Origin of the sequence: Hydrogenovibrio halophilus DSM 15072, from assembly GCF_000384235.1 — a bacterium.
Taxonomy (GTDB): domain Bacteria; phylum Pseudomonadota; class Gammaproteobacteria; order Thiomicrospirales; family Thiomicrospiraceae; genus Hydrogenovibrio; species Hydrogenovibrio halophilus.
In genome coordinates this window covers 752,627-770,130 of the sequence record NZ_KB913033.1, presented here as the reverse complement: position 1 = coordinate 770,130, position 17,504 = coordinate 752,627, and the positions used below count along the sequence as shown (strand labels likewise).

Annotated in this window: 19 protein-coding genes; 15 read left to right on the top strand and 4 right to left on the bottom strand. The window is 55.3% G+C overall.

Annotated features, from left to right (window positions below):
* The 8 genes from secY to A377_RS0103625 all read left to right on the top strand — a co-directional run bounded on the left by secY (nt 1) and on the right by A377_RS0103625 (nt 5,784).
* The gene (gene secY, locus A377_RS0103660) at nt 1-1,311 is read left to right on the top strand and encodes a preprotein translocase subunit SecY (RefSeq protein WP_019894802.1); all 1,311 of its coding nucleotides are present in this window, start codon (nt 1-3) and stop codon (nt 1,309-1,311) included.
* Between the two features lie 98 nt (nt 1,312-1,409).
* The gene (rpsM, locus tag A377_RS0103655) at nt 1,410-1,766 is read left to right on the top strand and encodes a 30S ribosomal protein S13 (protein WP_019894801.1); all 357 of its coding nucleotides are present in this window, start codon (nt 1,410-1,412) and stop codon (nt 1,764-1,766) included.
* A gap of 21 nt (nt 1,767-1,787) precedes the next feature.
* Nucleotides 1,788-2,177, top strand: a complete 390-nt coding sequence (gene rpsK / locus A377_RS0103650; RefSeq protein ID WP_019894800.1) for a 30S ribosomal protein S11 — start codon at nt 1,788-1,790, stop codon at nt 2,175-2,177.
* Between the two features lie 15 nt (nt 2,178-2,192).
* Nucleotides 2,193-2,813: a 30S ribosomal protein S4 gene (gene rpsD, locus A377_RS0103645; RefSeq protein WP_019894799.1), complete on the top strand. Its 621-nt coding sequence runs from the start codon at nt 2,193-2,195 to the stop codon at nt 2,811-2,813.
* 28 nt (nt 2,814-2,841) lie between these two features.
* Nucleotides 2,842-3,831, top strand: a complete 990-nt coding sequence (locus A377_RS0103640; RefSeq protein ID WP_028485236.1) for a DNA-directed RNA polymerase subunit alpha — start codon at nt 2,842-2,844, stop codon at nt 3,829-3,831.
* A gap of 14 nt (nt 3,832-3,845) precedes the next feature.
* Entirely contained in the window at nt 3,846-4,235 is a 390-nt protein-coding gene (gene rplQ / locus A377_RS0103635) for a 50S ribosomal protein L17 (RefSeq protein ID WP_028485235.1), read from the top strand.
* A gap of 39 nt (nt 4,236-4,274) precedes the next feature.
* Complete coding sequence (locus tag A377_RS0103630) at nt 4,275-5,057, top strand: TatD family hydrolase (RefSeq protein ID WP_083919093.1); 783 nt, start codon at nt 4,275-4,277, stop codon at nt 5,055-5,057.
* The gene (locus tag A377_RS0103625; protein WP_019894795.1) at nt 5,050-5,784 is read left to right on the top strand and encodes a tRNA threonylcarbamoyladenosine dehydratase; all 735 of its coding nucleotides are present in this window, start codon (nt 5,050-5,052) and stop codon (nt 5,782-5,784) included. The genes A377_RS0103630 and A377_RS0103625 overlap by 8 nt, the downstream gene beginning before the upstream one ends.
* Here the strand turns inward: A377_RS0103625 and A377_RS11800 are convergent.
* The 3 genes from A377_RS11800 to A377_RS0103610 all read right to left on the bottom strand — a co-directional run bounded on the left by A377_RS11800 (nt 5,778) and on the right by A377_RS0103610 (nt 10,206).
* Nucleotides 5,778-6,605: a DUF2927 domain-containing protein gene (locus A377_RS11800; RefSeq protein ID WP_019894794.1), complete on the bottom strand. Its 828-nt coding sequence runs from the start codon at nt 6,603-6,605 to the stop codon at nt 5,778-5,780. The two genes, A377_RS0103625 and A377_RS11800, sit on opposite strands and share 7 nt — an antisense overlap.
* Complete coding sequence (uvrA, locus tag A377_RS0103615) at nt 6,602-9,418, bottom strand: excinuclease ABC subunit UvrA (protein WP_019894793.1); 2,817 nt, start codon at nt 9,416-9,418, stop codon at nt 6,602-6,604. The genes A377_RS11800 and uvrA overlap by 4 nt, the downstream gene beginning before the upstream one ends.
* A 68-nt stretch (nt 9,419-9,486) precedes the next feature.
* Nucleotides 9,487-10,206: an SIMPL domain-containing protein gene (locus A377_RS0103610; RefSeq protein WP_157760726.1), complete on the bottom strand. Its 720-nt coding sequence runs from the start codon at nt 10,204-10,206 to the stop codon at nt 9,487-9,489.
* 115 nt (nt 10,207-10,321) lie between these two features.
* On the opposite strand from A377_RS0103610, the gene A377_RS0103605 reads away from it, so the two are divergent.
* The 3 genes from A377_RS0103605 (at nt 10,322) to A377_RS0103595 (ending at nt 13,207) form a co-directional block, all read left to right on the top strand.
* Nucleotides 10,322-11,725 carry an MFS transporter gene (locus tag A377_RS0103605; protein ID WP_019894791.1) on the top strand — a complete coding sequence of 468 codons (1,404 nt, stop codon included), beginning with the start codon at nt 10,322-10,324 and terminating at the stop codon, nt 11,723-11,725.
* Nucleotides 11,726-11,786: 61 nt separating this feature from the next.
* A complete protein-coding gene (ssb, locus tag A377_RS0103600; RefSeq protein ID WP_019894790.1) occupies nt 11,787-12,398 on the top strand; it encodes a single-stranded DNA-binding protein in 612 nt (203 codons plus the stop codon).
* A gap of 185 nt (nt 12,399-12,583) precedes the next feature.
* Nucleotides 12,584-13,207, top strand: coding sequence for a hypothetical protein (locus A377_RS0103595; protein WP_019894789.1), 624 nt, complete (start codon nt 12,584-12,586; stop codon nt 13,205-13,207).
* Nucleotides 13,208-13,218: 11 nt separating this feature from the next.
* Here A377_RS0103595 and ispB read toward each other — a convergent pair whose 3' ends face one another.
* Nucleotides 13,219-14,184 carry an octaprenyl diphosphate synthase gene (gene ispB, locus A377_RS0103590; RefSeq protein WP_019894788.1) on the bottom strand — a complete coding sequence of 322 codons (966 nt, stop codon included), beginning with the start codon at nt 14,182-14,184 and terminating at the stop codon, nt 13,219-13,221.
* Nucleotides 14,185-14,511: 327 nt separating this feature from the next.
* Here ispB and rplU point away from each other — a divergent pair, with 327 nt between their 5' ends.
* From rplU to proB, 4 genes are all read left to right on the top strand, one after another.
* Nucleotides 14,512-14,826, top strand: coding sequence for a 50S ribosomal protein L21 (gene rplU / locus A377_RS0103580; protein ID WP_019894786.1), 315 nt, complete (start codon nt 14,512-14,514; stop codon nt 14,824-14,826).
* A 143-nt stretch (nt 14,827-14,969) separates the two neighbouring features.
* Nucleotides 14,970-15,227 (top strand): 50S ribosomal protein L27, encoded by a 258-nt coding sequence (gene rpmA / locus A377_RS0103575; protein ID WP_019894785.1) that lies wholly within the window; start codon nt 14,970-14,972, stop codon nt 15,225-15,227.
* A 99-nt stretch (nt 15,228-15,326) separates the two neighbouring features.
* Nucleotides 15,327-16,370, top strand: coding sequence for an Obg family GTPase CgtA (cgtA, locus tag A377_RS0103570; protein ID WP_019894784.1), 1,044 nt, complete (start codon nt 15,327-15,329; stop codon nt 16,368-16,370).
* Nucleotides 16,357-17,484 carry a glutamate 5-kinase gene (gene proB, locus A377_RS0103565; protein ID WP_019894783.1) on the top strand — a complete coding sequence of 376 codons (1,128 nt, stop codon included), beginning with the start codon at nt 16,357-16,359 and terminating at the stop codon, nt 17,482-17,484. The genes cgtA and proB overlap by 14 nt, the downstream gene beginning before the upstream one ends.
* Nucleotides 17,485-17,504 lie beyond the last annotated feature (20 nt).

Genomic DNA, 17,504 nt, shown 5'->3' with positions numbered 1-17,504 from the left:
ATGAGTCAGGCTCCGGACACCGCCGCTGGCAGCGGCCTAAGTCATAAAATCTTTTTTGTACTCGGCGCTCTGATCGTCTATCGACTGGGGACGCATATTCCGGTTCCTTTGATTGACCCGGTTGCGCTGGCCGCCATGTTCGAACAGCAGCAAGGAACGATCCTTGACATGTTCAACATGTTTTCCGGTGGGGCGCTTGAACGTTTGTCGATACTGGCACTTGGGATCATGCCCTACATTTCAGCAGCCATCATCATGCAGTTGCTGACGGTGGTATCACCCAAGCTTGAGCAGCTAAAGAAAGAAGGTGAGTCCGGACGGCGCAAAATCACTCAGTACACACGTTACGGCACCGTTGTTCTGGCGACGTTTCAGGCGATTGGGGTTTCCATCGCTCTGGAATCGCAGAACGTGAACGGTATGTCTGTGGTGGTCAGCCCAGGCTTTTTGTTCAAGGTGATTGCGGTCACCACACTGGTCAGTGGCACCATCTTTTTGATGTGGCTGGGTGAGCAGATTACCGAGCGTGGCATTGGTAATGGCATTTCTCTGATCATTTTTGCAGGGATTGTTGCCGGTTTGCCCGCCGCATTGGGTGGCACGTTTGAACAAGTGAGTACGGGGGCACTGCATGCGATTACGGCGTTTGTGCTATTGGCGCTGGTGTTTGCCGTCATCGCTTTTGTTGTCTTTGTCGAGCGTGGCCAACGTCGGATTCCGATTCACTATGCCCAAAGAATGCGTGGCCGTAAAATGTACGGTGGTCAGGAAGGTCACCTGCCTTTGAAACTCAATATGGCGGGTGTGATTCCCCCCATCTTTGCTTCCAGTATCATTCTGTTCCCGGCCACGCTGGGCGGATGGTTCGGTACGGCAGAGAACATGGGTTGGCTCAAGGACATCGCAACAACCATGTCCCCCGGTCAGCCACTTTACATTGCCTTTTATGCAATGGCGATTATCTTTTTCTGTTTCTTTTATACGGCGATTGTCTTCAATCCCCATGAAACAGCGGATAATCTGCGTAAGTCTGGTGCGTTTATGCCAGGCGTTAGACCGGGGCCGCAAACGGCGCGTAAGATCGATACGATTATGAGCCGACTGACGTTGGCCGGTGCGATTTACATTACGCTTGTTTGTCTGCTGCCGGAATTTTTGATCCTTTATTGGAACGTTCCGTTTTACTTTGGCGGAACATCGTTGTTGATTATTGTGATCGTGGTAATGGATTTTATGACCAATATCCAGGCCCATTTGCAATCGGGTCAATACGAAAGCATGATGAAAAAAGCAAATTTGAAAGGGCGGTAACATAAATTTCATGCAAATTTAAGTTACTACTGGTAATTAATTCCTGAAATGAGTATAATCGCTCGTTTTTCGGTAGATGGATAGTTAAGGAGCGCAACATGGCACGTATTGCCGGCGTAAACATTCCAGTAAACAAACACATCGTTATTGGATTGAGATCGATCTACGGTGTCGGGCAGACAACTTCGCAGAAAATCTGTGAGGCCGTCAAAATTGAACCCACTACCAAAGTTCGAGAACTGACAGAAGAACAACTCGAAGCCATTCGTTCAGAAGTCACGAGTTACAGAATTGAAGGCGACTTGCGCCGAGAAGTGACCATGAACATTAAACGTCTGATGGACATGGGCTGCTATCGCGGTATCCGCCATCGTCGTAGCTTACCTTTGAGAGGTCAGCGCACCAAGAACAATGCGCGTACTCGCAAGGGTCCTAAGAAACCGATCAAGCGATAAGCACAAATTTAGAGATGACATATGGCAAAAGCAAATTCACGAGTTAAAAAGAAGACGAAACAGGTCGTAACTGACGCCGTTGCCCATGTTCACGCAACCTTTAACAACACCATTATCACGATCACAGATCGTCAGGGTAATGCATTGTGTTGGGCTACTTCTGGCGGCAGCGGTTTTCGTGGTTCACGAAAAAGCACCCCGTTTGCAGCTCAGGTAGCGGCGGAACGTGCTGGGCAGATGGCGACCGATTATGGCGTTAAAAACATGGATGTGATGGTGAAAGGCCCCGGCCCAGGCCGTGATTCGGCTGTTCGTGGCTTGAATAGTGTGGGCTTTAAAATCACATCCATTGCGGATGTGACCCCCATTCCTCACAACGGCTGCCGTCCGCCAAAAAAACGTCGCGTATAAATTCAGAGGTAAAAGATGGCTAGATATATTGGTCCAAAATGTAAACTGTCACGTCGTGAGGGCACAGATCTTTTCTTGAAAAGCGGTGTTCGCAGCATCGAATCAAAGTGTAAGATCGATCAGTTGCCCGGTCAGCATGGTGCAGGCCGTAAGCGTGTCACTGAGTACGGACTTCAGCTTCGTGAGAAGCAGAAAGTCCGTCGCATGTATGGTGTGATGGAAAAGAAATTCCGTTCTTACTACAAAGAAGCCGATCGTCGTAAAGGCTCAACCGGTGTGATTCTGTTGCAATTGCTGGAAAGCCGCCTTGATAACGTTGTTTATCGCATGGGGTTTGCTTCCACCAGAGCGGAAGCCAGACAATTGGTTTCACACAAGTCGGTGATGATTAACGGTCAGTCGGTCAACATTCCTTCATACGAAGTTAATGCCGGCGACGTGATCAGCATTCGTGAAAAGTCACGCAATCAGAACCGTATCGCGGCTGCAATGGAATTGGCTTCTCAAGGTGGTCAGGTAAACTGGGTAGAAGTTGATCCCTCCAAGTTCGAAGGTGTTTTCAAATCGGTGCCAGATCGTTCTGATCTTTCAGCGGATATTGCTGAACACCTGATTGTAGAGCTTTACTCTAAGTAAAACCCCTTTGACACGGAGAAAACTTCTAATGCAAGAGATGTTAGAGCAGCTACTAACGCCACGTTTAGTAGACATTAAAACAGTCAGTGAGTTTCATAGCCGTGTAACGCTTGAACCATTGGAGCGTGGATTCGGTCACACTCTGGGGAATGCATTAAGAAGAATTCTTTTGTCTTCCATGCCAGGTGCGGCCATTGTTGAAGCCCAGATTGATGGTGTCTTGCACGAATACTCAAGCATTGAAGGGGTTCGTGAAGATGTCATGGAGATCATGCTGAACCTCAAAGAGGTGGCGATCAAGCTCAATGAATCTGATTCCGCGGAGCTCAGCCTGTCCAAAAAAGGACCGGCTGTTGTCACCGCTGCAGACATTCAGCTTAACCATGACACCGAAATCATGAACCCGGATCTGGTCATCGCGCATTTGAGCGACGAAGCCGAGCTGAACATGACATTGAAAGTTCAGAAAGGCATTGGCTATCAAGCAGCGGTTCAGGATATCGACAACGATTCCTCAAGCATTGGTGTGCTGAAACTGGACGCCAGTTACAGCCCGGTGAAAACCGTAAGCTATGAAGTGCAAAGTGCCCGTGTCGAACAGCGAACAGATTTGGATAAGTTGATTCTGAATGTTGTGACCGACGGCACACTGGGACCGGAGGAAGCCATCAAGCAGGCAGCGACGGTTCTGCATTATCAATTGGTTGCGTTTGTGGATTTGAAGCACAAGGAAATTGTGGTTCATGAAGAGGAAGAGAGTGAATTTGATCCGATCTTCCTGCAACCTGTTGATGATCTGGAATTGACCGTTCGTTCCGCCAACTGTTTGAAAGCCGAGCAGATCTATTACATCGGAGATCTGGTTCAACGAGCCGAATCAAGCCTGTTGAAGACACCGAATCTCGGTAAAAAATCTCTGCAGGAAATCAAGGATGTGTTGGCTCAACGCGGGCTCGGACTGGGCACCAAGCTTGAAAATTGGCCGCCTTCCAGCCTGGTGAGCAGAGAGACAGCGTAATTAAAGGATAAACCATGCGTCATCGTAAAAGTGGTCGTAAATTAAACCGAAACAGTTCCCATCGTAAAGCGATGTTCCGAAACATGTCGGCATCTCTGTTTGAACATGAGATGATCAAGACAACGGTCGCCAAGGCCAAGGAACTTCGTGGTGTTGCGGAACCACTGATTACCCTGGCAAAAGAAGACTCGGTGCATAACCGACGTCTGGCCTTTTCTCGCTTGCGCGACAAGGCTGCCGTGGGCAAACTTTTTTCTGAATTGGGTCCGCGCTATGAGTCGCGTCCGGGTGGGTATGTTCGCATTCTGAAATGCGGCTTCCGACCTGGCGACAATGCGCCAATGGCTTTTGTTGAGTTGGTGGATCGTCCGATCGCTGACGACGACAGTCAGGAAGAAGCATAATTCAAAGCCAGCGCAAGCTGGCTTTTTCATTTTTATCCTGTGTTATTTGATACCCACGCCCACCTCACCTGGTGCTTCGACTCGAACACGCACCCAGCTCAGACACCTACGTCAGATTCTGAAATCGATTGTTTTTTGGCCGTCAGCACCACGTTGGCAGACAGCGCTCAGACATTGGCAATGGCCAAGGGATTCCCTGGAATCCGATCAGCGATTGGCATTCACCCCTGGTTTATCGATCAGTCCAATGACACTCTTGACGATGCCATGCAAAAGCTGTCTCAGCTCGTTGAGAAACAAAAAATTACAGCGCTGGGTGAAATAGGACTGGATAAGGCCCGTGCGGACAAGACCGACCTCGGCGTGCAACAGGCGTGGTTTGAAGCCCAGTTAAAACTGGCGGTCCAGTTTGATCTGCCTGTTTCTCTGCATTGTTTCAAGGCCTGGAATGAAATGCTGCGCCTTTTCAAATCCGAAGCGTACACCTCGGTTCGTGGCGTCATGCACGGCTTTTCTGGTGGCCCGGAAATGGCCAAACAGTTTGTTGATGAAGGGTTTCTGATTGGGGTAGGTCCCATTTTCCTCAACCAGAATGCGCGTCGATACCATGATACGGTGAAAGCCGTTGGCGTCGATCACATAGTGCTGGAAACGGACGCACAGCCAAATGAGGCAGACCCGGCCTGCCGGCAACAGCTGTCTCAGCTGACAGAATTGCTGGAAACGGTTTCCCGTGCATTGTCCCGTTCCAGAGAATCGGTTGAAGCGCAGGTCTGGCGCAACAGTTGTGAAATATTCAAACAGGCAAATCATTATGAATGAAACCGTGAAAGGGTTGTTCGAACGCAGTGCGCTGGTGTTTTCCCCCGAAGCATTGGAAACATTGAGAGATTCTCATGTGCTGATCGCCGGGGTCGGTGGTGTCGGTGGTTTCGCCGCCGAAGCCATTGCACGGGCGGGCGTGGGTCGAATCACATTGATTGACCATGATCGGGTGTCCGCGTCCAACCTCAATCGTCAGTTGGTGGCTTTGACCAATACCCTGGGACGACCGAAAACCGAGGTTATGGCCGAGCGGATTCAGGCCATCAATCCTGACTGTGAGGTGGTCACGCAATCCCGTTTTCTGGAAGCCGATGCCATGAGCGATTTGCTGAATGAGGTCTCCCCCAATTACGTGGTGGACGCCATTGATAGTCTCAACTGCAAGGTGGCTTTGATTGAAGCAGCGGTGAGGCATCCGGTTGCGATTGCTTCCAGTATGGGGGCAGGCCGTCGGGTTGATCCCGGTGCGATACGGATTGCCGATCTTTTTCAGACCCATTCCTGTGGTCTGGCCCGTCAGATCCGGCAGCGTTTGCGCAAACGCGGGATCAAAAAAGGGGTTCCAGTGGTGTTTTCGGAAGAAGTCCCCAAGCCGCCAGGGCCGATGGAAACGATTGAAGGGGCCAGAGGGCGTGTGGTCAATGGCACGGCCAGCTATATGCCTGGTATTTTTGGGCTGATGCTGGCGGGCTACGTCGTTCAGTCGTTGACCGAAGGTCAATAAAGCAGACGGTACAGTCCTTTGCGGTTCACGGCCTGCGCCGCGTTCTCAATCAGGCCTTGCTGTTCGAATTCGTCAAGAATGGCCGGGAGGCGTTGCTGCAATGCGGCCTGGCTCATCCCGGCCTGCAATTGCGGATGATACAGCAGTTTCAAAAACACATAGTCCAGTCCCGTGAGCAGGTCCAGCCGACTGGCATCGTTGGCAATGCTTGGGGTCACATCGTCGGCGTCATTGGGCAGTCCCATGGCCTGGGTCGTTTCTTCGACCACGCAGGCTGGCAGTACCCCTCTTTGCATGGCATGGTCCAGTGGGATCACGACCTGTGCCTGACTCAAGCGCCCATCTCCTCTGACCTGAATGCTGGCCATGCAGTGGCTGTCGGTATGCAACCCCGGCTCTCGTGCTCGGGTATGGGTTTGGATCGATTTCTGATAGTGGCGGTCCCGGGTCAGCACCACCAGAAAGTTGGCCTGGCGCTGGGTTTCCACCGGGCGGATCGTCACGCCCGTGATCGCGGCCAGATGGTCAAAATGGGTTTTGACCAGTGTCTGCACCATCGCATTGTTCGGCAGGTCTTCAAACAGAAGGTGATAGCGAATGGGCTCTTCCCAGCGTCGCAGTGGCTGTTGGCCGCTCTCATATTCATTGTTGAGCGCAATTTTGTAAAACGACCGTTCGATATAAGTTTTGTCCTGCCAGTGCAGTAAGGGGTCGGTCTGGGCCACAACCGTGCCTGTCAGTCCTGAAAACAAAAGCCCGGCCAGAATCAGAAATCGCCAGTCACAGCGACGCAAAGTCTGTTTTTGACCAGGCCTGGTCATTTTTGCTTTTCCAGCAGGGTTTTGAGGTAGTTACCGGTGTGGGATGCGGACGTTTGCGCCACGTTTTCCGGTGTCCCGGTGGCGATGATGTGCCCCCCGCCCGAACCCCCTTCCGGCCCCAGGTCGATCAGCCAGTCTGCGGTTTTGATCACGTCCAGATTGTGTTCGATCACCACCACCGTATTGCCCTGGTCACGCAGGTGGCGGATCACTTTCAGCAACAGGTCGATGTCATGAAAATGCAGGCCGGTGGTGGGTTCATCCAGAATATAGAGGGTGCTTCCGGTGTCGCGCTTGGACAGCTCTCGGGCCAGCTTCACTCGCTGGGCTTCCCCCCCTGACAGGGTGGTGGCGCTCTGGCCCAGTTTGATGTAACCCAGCCCGACGTCCATCAGGGTTTGCAGCTTGCGTGCCAGCATCGGAATGGCGTCAAAGAAGGCCCGCGCATCCTCCACCGTCATTTCCAGAATATCGCGGATATTGTGGCCTTTGTACTGAACCTGCAGGGTCTCGCGATTGTATCGCGCCCCGTGGCAGACGTCGCAGGTCACAAACACGTCCGGCAGAAAGTGCATTTCGACTTTGAGCACGCCGTCGCCCTGACAGGCCTCACAGCGGCCGCCTTTGACGTTAAAGCTGAAACGCCCCGGCGTATAGCCTCGGGTTCGGGCCTCCGGGGTGGCGGCCAGCAATTCACGGATCGGGGTAAAAAGTCCGGTGTAGGTCGCCGGGTTGGAGCGGGGAGTGCGCCCGATCGGGCTTTGGTCGATGTTGACCACCTTGTCGAAATGTTCCAGTCCCTTCACCTTTCGGTAGGGGGCAGGCTGTAACTGCGCCCGGTTCAGGGCATTGGCCGTGATTTTGTAAAGGGTTTCGTTGATCAGAGTGGATTTGCCCGAGCCGGACACGCCGGTGATGCAGGTCAGAAGCCCGGCAGGCAACTCGAGTGTGACATCCTGCAGATTATTGCCCGAGGCACCTTCGATCACCAGGAATGCGTCCTTCGGTGCCAGGCGTTCCGAAGGAATCGCAATGCGGCGTTTCCCGCTAAGATACTGTCCGGTCAGAGAGGCCGGGGTCTGCATGATGTCGTCCGGCGTGCCGCTGGCCATGATCTGGCCGCCATGCAGGCCGGCCCCGGGGCCGATGTCCAGCACATAATCGGCGGCACGGATCGCATCCTCGTCGTGCTCGACCACGATCACCGTGTTGCCCAGATCGCGCAGGCGGGTCAGGGTGTTGAGCAAGCGGTCGTTGTCGCGTTGGTGCAGGCCGATGGAAGGCTCGTCCAGCACGTACATGACGCCCACCAGGCCCGCGCCGATCTGACTGGCCAGGCGGATGCGCTGGGCTTCGCCGCCGGACAGGGTGTCGGCACTGCGATTCAGATTCAGGTAATTGAGTCCGACATTCACCAGAAACGACAGGCGCTCGTGGATTTCCTTGATGATTTTTTCCGCGATCTGGCCTTTGCTGCCTTCGAGCGCCAGTGTTTCAAAAAAGTCGTGCAGCTCGCCCACCGGCAGTTCGGTCAGCGAAGGCAGGGTGCGCTCCGCCACGAACACATGGCGCGCGGCTTCGTTCAGGCGCGTGCCATGGCAGGCCTGGCAAATATGGGAGACCCGATAGCGTTCCAACTCGTCGCGAACCGCTTTGCTTTCGGTTTCCAGGTAACGCCGTTCCATATTGGGGATCACCCCTTCAAAGCGACGGGTGGCGCTGTAGCGGCCATGGGGCAGCGGCAGTTTTTTACGCCCCGATCCCCACAGAATCAGGTCCTGTTGTTTCTGGGACAGTGATTCCCAGGGCGTTTCCATGTCAAACTCATAAAAATCGGCCACGGCTTTGAGCAGGTCGTAATAGTATTTGTGGCGTCGATCCCAGCCGCGAATCGCGCCGCCGGCCAGGCTCAATTCCGGGTGAATCACCACCCGTTCGGGGTCAAACGTCTGTTTCATCCCCAGACCGTCACAGGTGGGACAGGCTCCGCGCGGATTGTTGAAGGAGAAAATGCGCGGCTCCAGTTCGGTGACGGCGTAGCCGCAATGCGGGCAGGAAAAACGGTCCGAAAACAACAGCTCAAAATCGTCTTCGTCCGACATGGGCACCACCTGCGCCAATCCATCGGCCAGGTGCAGGGCGGTTTCAAAGGATTCGGCCAGACGCTGTTTCAAATCCGGACGGATTTTGAAGCGGTCAATCACCACATCGATGGTGTGCTCCCGGTTTTTGTCCAGCTCGATCCCGCCGCCCAGTTCCTGCAGCTTGCCGTCAATGCGGGCCCGGATAAAGCCTTGCGCCTGCAGCTCGTCCAGCAGGTTCTGGTGGCTGCCTTTTTTGCCGCGAACCACCGGGGCGATCAGCAGGCACTTGCTGCCTTCCGGCAGCGTCAGAGTGTGGTCAACCATCTGGCTGACGGTCTGGGCTTCCAGATCACAGTCATGTGTGGGGCAGCGCGGGGTGCCGGCCCGGGCATAGAGCAGGCGCAGGTAATCGTAGATTTCAGTGACCGTGCCCACGGTCGAGCGCGGATTGTGGGAGGTCGATTTTTGCTCGATCGAAATCGCCGGCGACAGCCCTTCAATGTGATCGATGTCGGGCTTTTCCATGACCGACAGGAATTGGCGGGCGTAAGCCGATAAGGATTCAACGTAGCGGCGCTGCCCTTCGGCGTAGATGGTGTCAAACGCCAGCGAGGACTTGCCGGAGCCGGAAAGTCCGGTCATGACAATCAGCTTGTCCCGGGGCAGCGTGACGTCAATGTTTTTCAGGTTGTGTGTTCGTGCGCCACGGACAATGATGTTTTCGAGCATGGGTGACCTGCAGTGAATCAAAGCATCGATTATAACAAACCTGCTGGTCAAAAAACGCTGACAGAGGCTTACTCTTGCAAGGCCAGCACGCCCCGAAGGGTCTGGGTCAGTGTCACCTTGTCAGCCTGGATGGCAGGGGGCGCGCTGTCCGGGGCGCTGCTCTGGCTGGTCGTGCGTGAAAGCATGGGACGGGGCGACGGATCCTGTATCGGGGCAATGTGGGTTTCAATCAGCCGGTAAGCCCCCTGTCCCAGAAGTTTGGCCAGCGTTTTGGCTTTCTGCTGGTAATGTTCGGTGGCCTTGGCCAGTAATTGCGCCTGAGTTTTCTGTCGCAAGGCGGGAGACAGCTGATAGGTCTGATGCTGGTATTGCAGGCTGTCTTCCAGTTTTGGCAACAGCTTGCCCAGTTGTTCCGGGTCGCTGGTGGTCAGGCGCAGGGTTTGCTGGCCGCGCCAGTGACTGATGGATTGATGGCGGTCGTAGATCGGGTTGACCCGATAGCGTTCGGTCTGAACACGAATGGCATCAAACGACTGCAGCTGATTGAGCGCGCGTTGCATCCGGCGGTTGATTTCCCGGCTGACTTGAGTGGGGTCCTTGCCTTCTTCGTTGGCACGCAGGGTCACAACAAAGGTGTCAGGCATCACGGTTTCGGTGACACTGGCTTCAAAGTGGACACGATGGGGTTCATGCTGGGCCGAGCTGGCACCCGCCCACACGGTCCACAGCAAGCTGGTCGATAACAGGCTCAGAACCACACCTGTTCGAGCGATCCGTTTCATTGGCATGCCGGTTTCTCCTGATTTGAGTTTTGGGAAGCGCTTCCGGCCTGTCGCCGCGACAGGTCGTGCAATGATGTTATAATAACGCATTTTCCAAAATCACAAACGTCAGGAAACCTGTATGACCCAACCCGTGCCCGAAGCTCCGCGACAAATGTCGGCGCTGGAAAAGCGTGCCACCCTGTCGATTGCCGGCATTTTTTCCACCCGCATGCTCGGGTTGTTCATGATCTTTCCGGTGTTTGCTCTGTTTGCCGAAGACGCCTTTGCCGAGGCCACCGGGCTGATGATCGGGATTGCGATGGGCATTTACGGCCTGACCCAGGCGGCGTTGCAGATTCCTTATGGCATGCTTTCCGACCGGTTTGGGCGCAAGCCTCTGATTGTGATCGGTTTGCTGGTGTTCATGCTGGGGTCAGTGATCTGTGCGATGGCTGAGACCATTGAATGGATGATCGTGGGCCGTGCGGTTCAGGGCATGGGCGCGGTCGCAGCGGTGTTGATGGCGTCGGTGGCCGATCTGGTCTCAGAGCGCTTTCGCCTGCGGGCCATGTCGGTGGTGGGCATTACCATCGGTCTGTCGTTTACTCTTTCGTTGGTGGCCGGGCCTCTGCTCAGTGAGTGGTTCGGCGTGCGGGGCATTTTCTGGATCACGGCGCTGCTGGGGCTGGCCGCCATTGCGCTGGTGATCTACAGTGTGCCGCCCATCACCCAGCCCGCTTATCAGCGTGAAACCCAGGCCGATCCGGCCCAGTTCCGGGACGTGCTCAAGCACCCGGAATTGCTGCGCCTGGATCTGGGTGTGTTTGTGTTGCACGCGATTCTGACCGCCATGTTTGTGGTGGTGCCACTGTTGATCCGGGACGAAGCCGGGCTGGGCTCGATGCATCACTGGGAGTTGTATCTGCCGGTGATGTTGCTCTCGTTTGTGCTGATGGTGCCGTTTGTGATTCAGGCCGAATCCAAGGGGCGGATGAAATCCATGTTTGTGGGCGCGGTCTGGACGCTGGTGCTGATGCAGTTGGCGTTTATTTTTCTGGCGGACGGTTTTTGGTCACTGTTTGTGTTATTGTTGGTGTTTTTTACCGCTTTTAATCTTTTGGAAGCCACCCTGCCTTCGTTGGTGGTTAAGCTGTCGCCAGCCGATAAAAAAGGCACCGCCAGCGGCGTCTATTCCAGCAGCCAGTTTCTCGGTGCGGCCATCGGTGGCGTGCTGGGGGGCTTAAGCTATGACGTCTACGGCATCGAAGGCGTGTTTGTGTTTACGGCCCTGGCGGGATCTCTTTGGGGCGTGGTGGCCTTGACCATGGCCGAGCCCAAGCCCTTGAGCATCGCTTCCGTGCATTTTGATCAGACTCTGACCGAAACGGAGCAGGCGCAATTGACCCAGACGTTGCTTTCTTATGAGGGCGTCTACGAAGCCGTGGTGAGTCAGGACGACCAACGAGTGTATTTCAAAATCGACCGCAAGCAAATTGATGAAGTCGGATTGATCGATTATCTGGAAAAAGGGCTACGGGCCTGACCAGGCCTGGTCAAAAACCGGGTGCAAGCCCGTTGTCAATGGAACCGAAGGAGTAAAGAACGTGCGTGGTGTCAACAAAGCAATCATCGTCGGAACCCTGGGGCGCGACCCAGAAGTGAAATACAGCGCCAATGGCAATCCGATTGCCAACCTGAGCGTGGCCACCAGTGAGCAATGGAATGATCGCAACTCCGGCGAACGTCAGGAAAAGACCGAATGGCACCGGGTGGTGATTTTCGGCAAACTGGCCGAAATCGCTGGCCAGTATCTGACCAAGGGTTCGCAGGTGTATCTGGAAGGCAAGCTGCAGACCCGAAAATGGCAGGATCAGAATACGGGTATGGACCGCTACAGCACCGAAATTGTGCTGGACCCATTTAATGGTGTGATGCAAATGCTGGGTGGTGGCAACCGTCAGGGGCAACAGGACACCGCTTGGCAGCAAGGCGGCGGCGCGCCAAACCCTGGTATGAACGCCGGGGCGGCCGCAGGCATGGGCGCTCAGGGCGGTTTCCAGCCCGGCCAGGGGCAACCAGCGCCATCACAGCCTGCTCAGCCACAACGGCCTGCTCAGAGTCAGCCGGACTTCAACCAGCCCGCGCAGGGCGCACCGGCGCAACAGGCTCCGGCCTATTCGCCCAATGATTTTGACGACGATGACGTACCCTTTTAACGGTTACAAAAACGAATAATGTAGAAAGCCTCTCAAGAACCTGTTTTTTAGCAGGTTTTTTTCTTTCTGGGGATGGTTGGCGTGCAGAAGAAACGACTATCTGCATAAGAATGCATGCAAAAAGGCCGGCTTGTGCTTAATATTTCGGTGGCTTCGCCGTTATGTTTGAATAGAGGTAGCTATTTATGGATAAAACGGAAGTCACTCCCAGCCTGCGTTATTTCTTCAAGAAAATGGAGACGCGTGCCGAAGCGCTGCGCAGTGAGGTAGAAGTCAAGGCACAGCAGGGGCAGCCAGTGCCGTTTGATCGGCTGGAGCAGTTTGTGCGCGCCATCATGAGTCAGAATATTTTTATCTTTACGGTCGGGCTCAATGGCAAGCCCGAATCCACGATCCTGACCAAGGCGATGTTCAGCATCAACAAAGTGGTGCGCCTGTATTACAGCATCAGTCTGGACGACCGTCGGCAGGGCTTTCTCCGCATCCGGCCGGACTCGCAGTTGCAGTTGATATTGGTGGAACGTCTGCACGGCTATCGACCCAAGCCGGAAGTTTTGTATGCCAGCTACGACGAATGCCACGTGATCCGTTATTTCATTAACTGGTTGATGCGTCGCATTGATTGGGAGAAAACCAAAATCCACAACCTTGAGCTTTACAAGAAATTTGTCGAGCAGGAACGTAAGGAGCTGGAAGAGGCGATTGCCCGCGACGAAGAAGATCGCAAGGAAGAGGAATTGCAGCAGACGCTGCACAAGCATTTCAAAGGCAGCAAGCACAAAATTCCGGCCGCTCGTCTGACCCGTTAACGCTGCTGCGTTCAGTGGGTGCGCTGGACGGCCAGATCGGCGAGGCTGTGCAGGGCTTGTGTGACCGGGCTATCCGGCAGATCCTTGAGCGCCGCCTGAGCCAGCGCGGCCTGTTTTTCCGCTTCTCGACGGGTGTGTTCCAGCGCGCCGGATTGCTGGATGCGCTGCGTGATCTGTGTCAACTGATCCAGACCACCTTGTTCAATCGCCTTACGTACCAGCGCCACATCTTCCGGCGAACCATTTTCCATCAGATAGATCAGCGGCAGCGTCGGCTTGCCTTCGGCCAGATCGTCGCCCAGGCTTTTGCCCAGGGTTTCGGCGTCAGCCGTGTAATCCAGCGCGTCATCAATCAACTGAAAGGCGGCTCCGACATGGCGGCCGTAATCGGCCAGCGGGCTTTCCCATTGCGGTTGCTGTCCCAGCACCGCGCCCAGACGGGTGGCGGCTTCAAACAGTTTGGCGGTTTTGCGGTGGATCACGTCCATGTACGTGGCCATGGTCACATCGGGATTATGGCAGTTGAGCAGTTGCAGCACTTCGCCTTCGGCGATCACATTGGTGGCTTCCGACAGAATTTCCATCACCCGCATGTCGCCGGGTTCGACCATCATTTCAAACGAACGCGAATACAGAAAATCCCCGACCAGCACACTGGCGGCATTGCCCCAGACTTCGTTGGCGGTGTCGCGTCCGCGGCGGACGCTGGACTCGTCCACCACATCGTCGTGCAGCAGAGTGGAGGTGTGGATGAATTCAATCACCGCCGCCAGAGTGTGATGCTGCTGGCCCTGATAGCCGCAGGCTTTGGCCGAAAGCAGCAGCAGTAAAGGGCGTAACCGTTTGCCGCCACTGTGGATGATGTAATGGCCAATCTGGTTGATCAGTACCACGTCCGAAGCCAGTCGTTCCAGTATCAGCGCATCGGTGGCTCTGAGGTCGTCGACCATCAGGGTTCGAATGTCGTCAAGCGTCATAAAATCCGCGCTCTGCAAGAAAATGACGTTAAGTTTAGTATGAATCGGGGCAGAAACAAAGGGCGGAGGCAAAAAACCCCGGTGCGTTTTTGACCAGGCCTGGTCAATGGCAGAGCCGCACCAGTCTCTGCTGGTTTATGACGACGACGAAATCGGTGGCTTTTCAATTGCTTGCTTGCTAAAATTTGGGGAATAAATTTGACCTGGTGTTTTGACGGCGCTATAATCCCGCTTTTGCTGTTTCTGTAGCAAAAAACCGCTGGTTTGTGCCAGAGGCTCAGAAAGAAACTTAAATTATATAACTGAAAAGACCGGGAGTTTCCAAGTATGTACGCAGTTATCAAAACCGGTGGCAAGCAATATCGTGTGCAAGAAGGCGATGTTTTACGTGTTGAATCATTGAATGCAAACGAAGGCGAAACCGTTGAATTCGACCAGGTCATGATGGTCGGCGAAGGCGCAGACGTGAAAGTCGGTGCCCCCGTGGTGGAAGGCGCCAAAGTGGCCGCCACCGTCAAGAGCAACGGGCGTGGTGACAAGGTTACCATCATCAAGTTCCGTCGTCGTAAGAACCGTTCACGTCTCAAGCAAGGCCACCGTCAGAACTTTACGGAAGTTGAAATTTCCAAAATCACCGCCTGATTGAAAGGTGAATGCGCGGTCGGCTCAGCCGTCGCGCCTGGTTAGGCAAGACGCCAGCAATCGAACGAACTGGCAAAAACAGACAGAACATCTGCGCTGCTTCTTCAAAAGGGAGCAGCCTAGATCAACAGGAGAGTAACACCATGGCTCATAAAAAAGCTGCAGGTAGTACAAAAAACGGTCGCGATTCCAATGCCAAACGCCTGGGCGTGAAGCGCTTCGGTGGTCAGCAGGTTTCCGCCGGTAGCATTCTGGTGCGTCAGCGTGGCACCAAGTTTCACGCAGGCGACAACGTTGGGCGCGGCAAAGACGATACCTTGTTTGCCAAGTCCGATGGCGAAGTGGCCTTTGTGACTCGCGGCAAGCCCATGCGCACGTATGTGAGCATCAAATCGGCTTGATTTGACGCAGATGTAAGAGTGTCAGACGCGTGAAAGCCCCGTTAATCGGGGCTTTTTTGGTTTCAGGACAGCGACGCCCCCTGGCGTCAGAGGTCGAAGATGCAATTTGTTGACGAAGCACATATCCGGGTTCAGGCCGGTCGCGGTGGAAATGGCGTGGCCAGTTTTCGCCGGGAAAAATACATTCCGTTTGGCGGGCCCAATGGGGGCGATGGCGGTGACGGCGGCAGTGTCTATCTGCAGGCCGACCGCAATTTGAATACCCTGGTGGATTTCCGTTTTACCAAGGATTTCAAAGCCCAGAATGGTCAGGCTGGCATGGGTCAGCAAAAGACCGGCCGTGCCGGTGAGGATCTGTACATCCCGGTGCCGGTGGGCACGATGGTACGCGATCTGGAAACCCAGGAGCAGATCGGTGATCTGGTCGAGGAGGGCCAGACCATGCTGGTGGCCCGAGGCGGCAAACACGGTCTGGGCAACGTGCATTTCAAAAGCAGCACCAACCGCACGCCCCGTCAGTGTACGCCGGGCGATGCGGGCGATGCGCGTCAACTGCAACTGGAACTGGCGGTGCTGGCCGATGTGGGGTTGCTGGGGCTGCCCAATGCGGGCAAGTCCAGTCTGATTTCGGCGGTGTCGGCGGCGCGTCCCAAGGTGGCGGATTACCCGTTTACCACGCTTTATCCCAATCTGGGGGTGGTGCGGCTGTCGGCGGAAACCAGTTTTGTGATGGCCGACATTCCGGGACTGATCGAAGGGGCCTCCGAAGGGGCCGGATTGGGAATGCAGTTTTTGAAGCATCTGTCGCGCACTGGCCTGCTGTTGCAGGTGGTGGACATGGCGCCAATCTATGACTCCGACCCGCTGGAGGCGGTGCGCACCATTGAAAACGAACTGCATCAGTACAGCGATGCCCTGGCCGACAAGCCCCGTTGGCTGGTGTTCAACAAGTCGGATCTGCTGCCCGAAGACGAGGCCCGGGCCAAAGTCGATGAATGGGTGCAGGCCCTGGGTTGGCAGGGACCTGTCTATTGCATTTCGGCGGCCAACCGCAGTGGCACGCAATCCCTGATGGAAGACATTGCACAGACGCTGGCCGAGCGCCGCCGAGAACATGAGGAACGAGCGGATGCAACGCAGTGAACTGACTCAGACCCGGCGCTGGGTGGTGAAAATCGGCAGCGCCCTGCTCACCGATGATGGCAAGGGTCTGAACCGCGAAGCCATGACCGGCTGGGTGGATCAGATGGCGGCCCTGCGCCGCGCAGGCATCGAACTGGTGATTGTGTCTTCCGGCTCGGTGGCCGAAGGGGTGCAGCGTCTGGGCTGGCCGCGACGACCGCACGAAATCAACAAGCTTCAGGCCGCCGCCGCCGTGGGTCAGATGGGACTGATTCAAGCCTATGAATCCGCGTTTGCCCGTCATGGCATTCACACTGCGCAGATTCTGATGACCCACGACGACCTGTCCAACCGTCAACGCTACCTCAATGCTTCGGACACCTTGCACACGCTGTTGCAGGAGGGCGTGGTGCCGGTGATCAACGAAAACGACACGGTGGTGACCGATGAAATCCGTTTTGGCGACAACGACACCTTGGCCGCCCTGACCGCGAACCTGATCGGGGCTGATCTGTTGGTGATTCTGACCGACCAGAGTGGGCTCTATGACAGCAATCCGCGGATCAATCCCAAGGCAAGACAGCTGTATGATGTGCCGGTCAGCCAGCCCGACCTGGCCGACATGGCCAGTCCCGAAGGGGGCGCACTGGGACGCGGAGGCATGTACACCAAGGTCATGGCCGCCAAGCGCGCGGCCCGCTCCGGCACCGCCACGCTGATTGCCAGTGGCCGTGAATCCGAGGTGTTGGCGCGTTTGCATCAGGGCGAAGCGCAACTGGGCACCCTGTTTATTCCCGATCTGGCCCCCATGACCGCACGCAAACGCTGGCTGGCCGGCCACCTTCAGGCCAAAGGTCAGCTGGTGCTGGACGATGGCGCAGTCGAAGCGTTACGTCAGGCTGGCAGAAGCCTTTTGCCGGTAGGCGTGTCCTCGTTTGAGGGCCGTTTTGAACGCGGTGAGCTGGTGGTATGCGTGGACCGGGAAAACCGCGAAGTGGCCCGCGGTCTGATCAATTATTCGCATTACGAAGTGGCCAAAATCATCGGCCATCCCTCCAGCCAGATACTGAGCCGACTGGGCTACAGCGAAGGCGAATTTCTGATTCATTGTGACAATCTGGTGCTTGCCGACTGACGCCTGGTGGGTGGCGTTTG

Excerpts from the sequence above, each read along its gene's own strand:
- secY (WP_019894802.1), top strand. The coding sequence starts at position 1 with ATGAGTCAGGCTCCGGACACCGCCGCTGGCAGCGGCCTAAGTCATAAA.
- rpsM (WP_019894801.1), top strand. The coding sequence starts at position 1,410 with ATGGCACGTATTGCCGGCGTAAACATTCCAGTAAACAAACACATCGTT.
- rpsK (WP_019894800.1), top strand. The coding sequence starts at position 1,788 with ATGGCAAAAGCAAATTCACGAGTTAAAAAGAAGACGAAACAGGTCGTA.
- rpsD (WP_019894799.1), top strand. The coding sequence starts at position 2,193 with ATGGCTAGATATATTGGTCCAAAATGTAAACTGTCACGTCGTGAGGGC.
- A377_RS0103640 (WP_028485236.1), top strand. The coding sequence starts at position 2,842 with ATGCAAGAGATGTTAGAGCAGCTACTAACGCCACGTTTAGTAGACATT.
- rplQ (WP_028485235.1), top strand. The coding sequence starts at position 3,846 with ATGCGTCATCGTAAAAGTGGTCGTAAATTAAACCGAAACAGTTCCCAT.
- A377_RS0103625 (WP_019894795.1), top strand. The coding sequence starts at position 5,050 with ATGAATGAAACCGTGAAAGGGTTGTTCGAACGCAGTGCGCTGGTGTTT.
- A377_RS11800 (WP_019894794.1), bottom strand. The coding sequence starts at position 6,605 with ATGACCAGGCCTGGTCAAAAACAGACTTTGCGTCGCTGTGACTGGCGA.
- uvrA (WP_019894793.1), bottom strand. The coding sequence starts at position 9,418 with ATGCTCGAAAACATCATTGTCCGTGGCGCACGAACACACAACCTGAAA.
- A377_RS0103610 (WP_157760726.1), bottom strand. The coding sequence starts at position 10,206 with ATGCCAATGAAACGGATCGCTCGAACAGGTGTGGTTCTGAGCCTGTTA.
- A377_RS0103605 (WP_019894791.1), top strand. The coding sequence starts at position 10,322 with ATGACCCAACCCGTGCCCGAAGCTCCGCGACAAATGTCGGCGCTGGAA.
- A377_RS0103595 (WP_019894789.1), top strand. The coding sequence starts at position 12,584 with ATGGATAAAACGGAAGTCACTCCCAGCCTGCGTTATTTCTTCAAGAAA.
- ispB (WP_019894788.1), bottom strand. The coding sequence starts at position 14,184 with ATGACGCTTGACGACATTCGAACCCTGATGGTCGACGACCTCAGAGCC.
- rplU (WP_019894786.1), top strand. The coding sequence starts at position 14,512 with ATGTACGCAGTTATCAAAACCGGTGGCAAGCAATATCGTGTGCAAGAA.
- rpmA (WP_019894785.1), top strand. The coding sequence starts at position 14,970 with ATGGCTCATAAAAAAGCTGCAGGTAGTACAAAAAACGGTCGCGATTCC.
- cgtA (WP_019894784.1), top strand. The coding sequence starts at position 15,327 with ATGCAATTTGTTGACGAAGCACATATCCGGGTTCAGGCCGGTCGCGGT.
- proB (WP_019894783.1), top strand. The coding sequence starts at position 16,357 with ATGCAACGCAGTGAACTGACTCAGACCCGGCGCTGGGTGGTGAAAATC.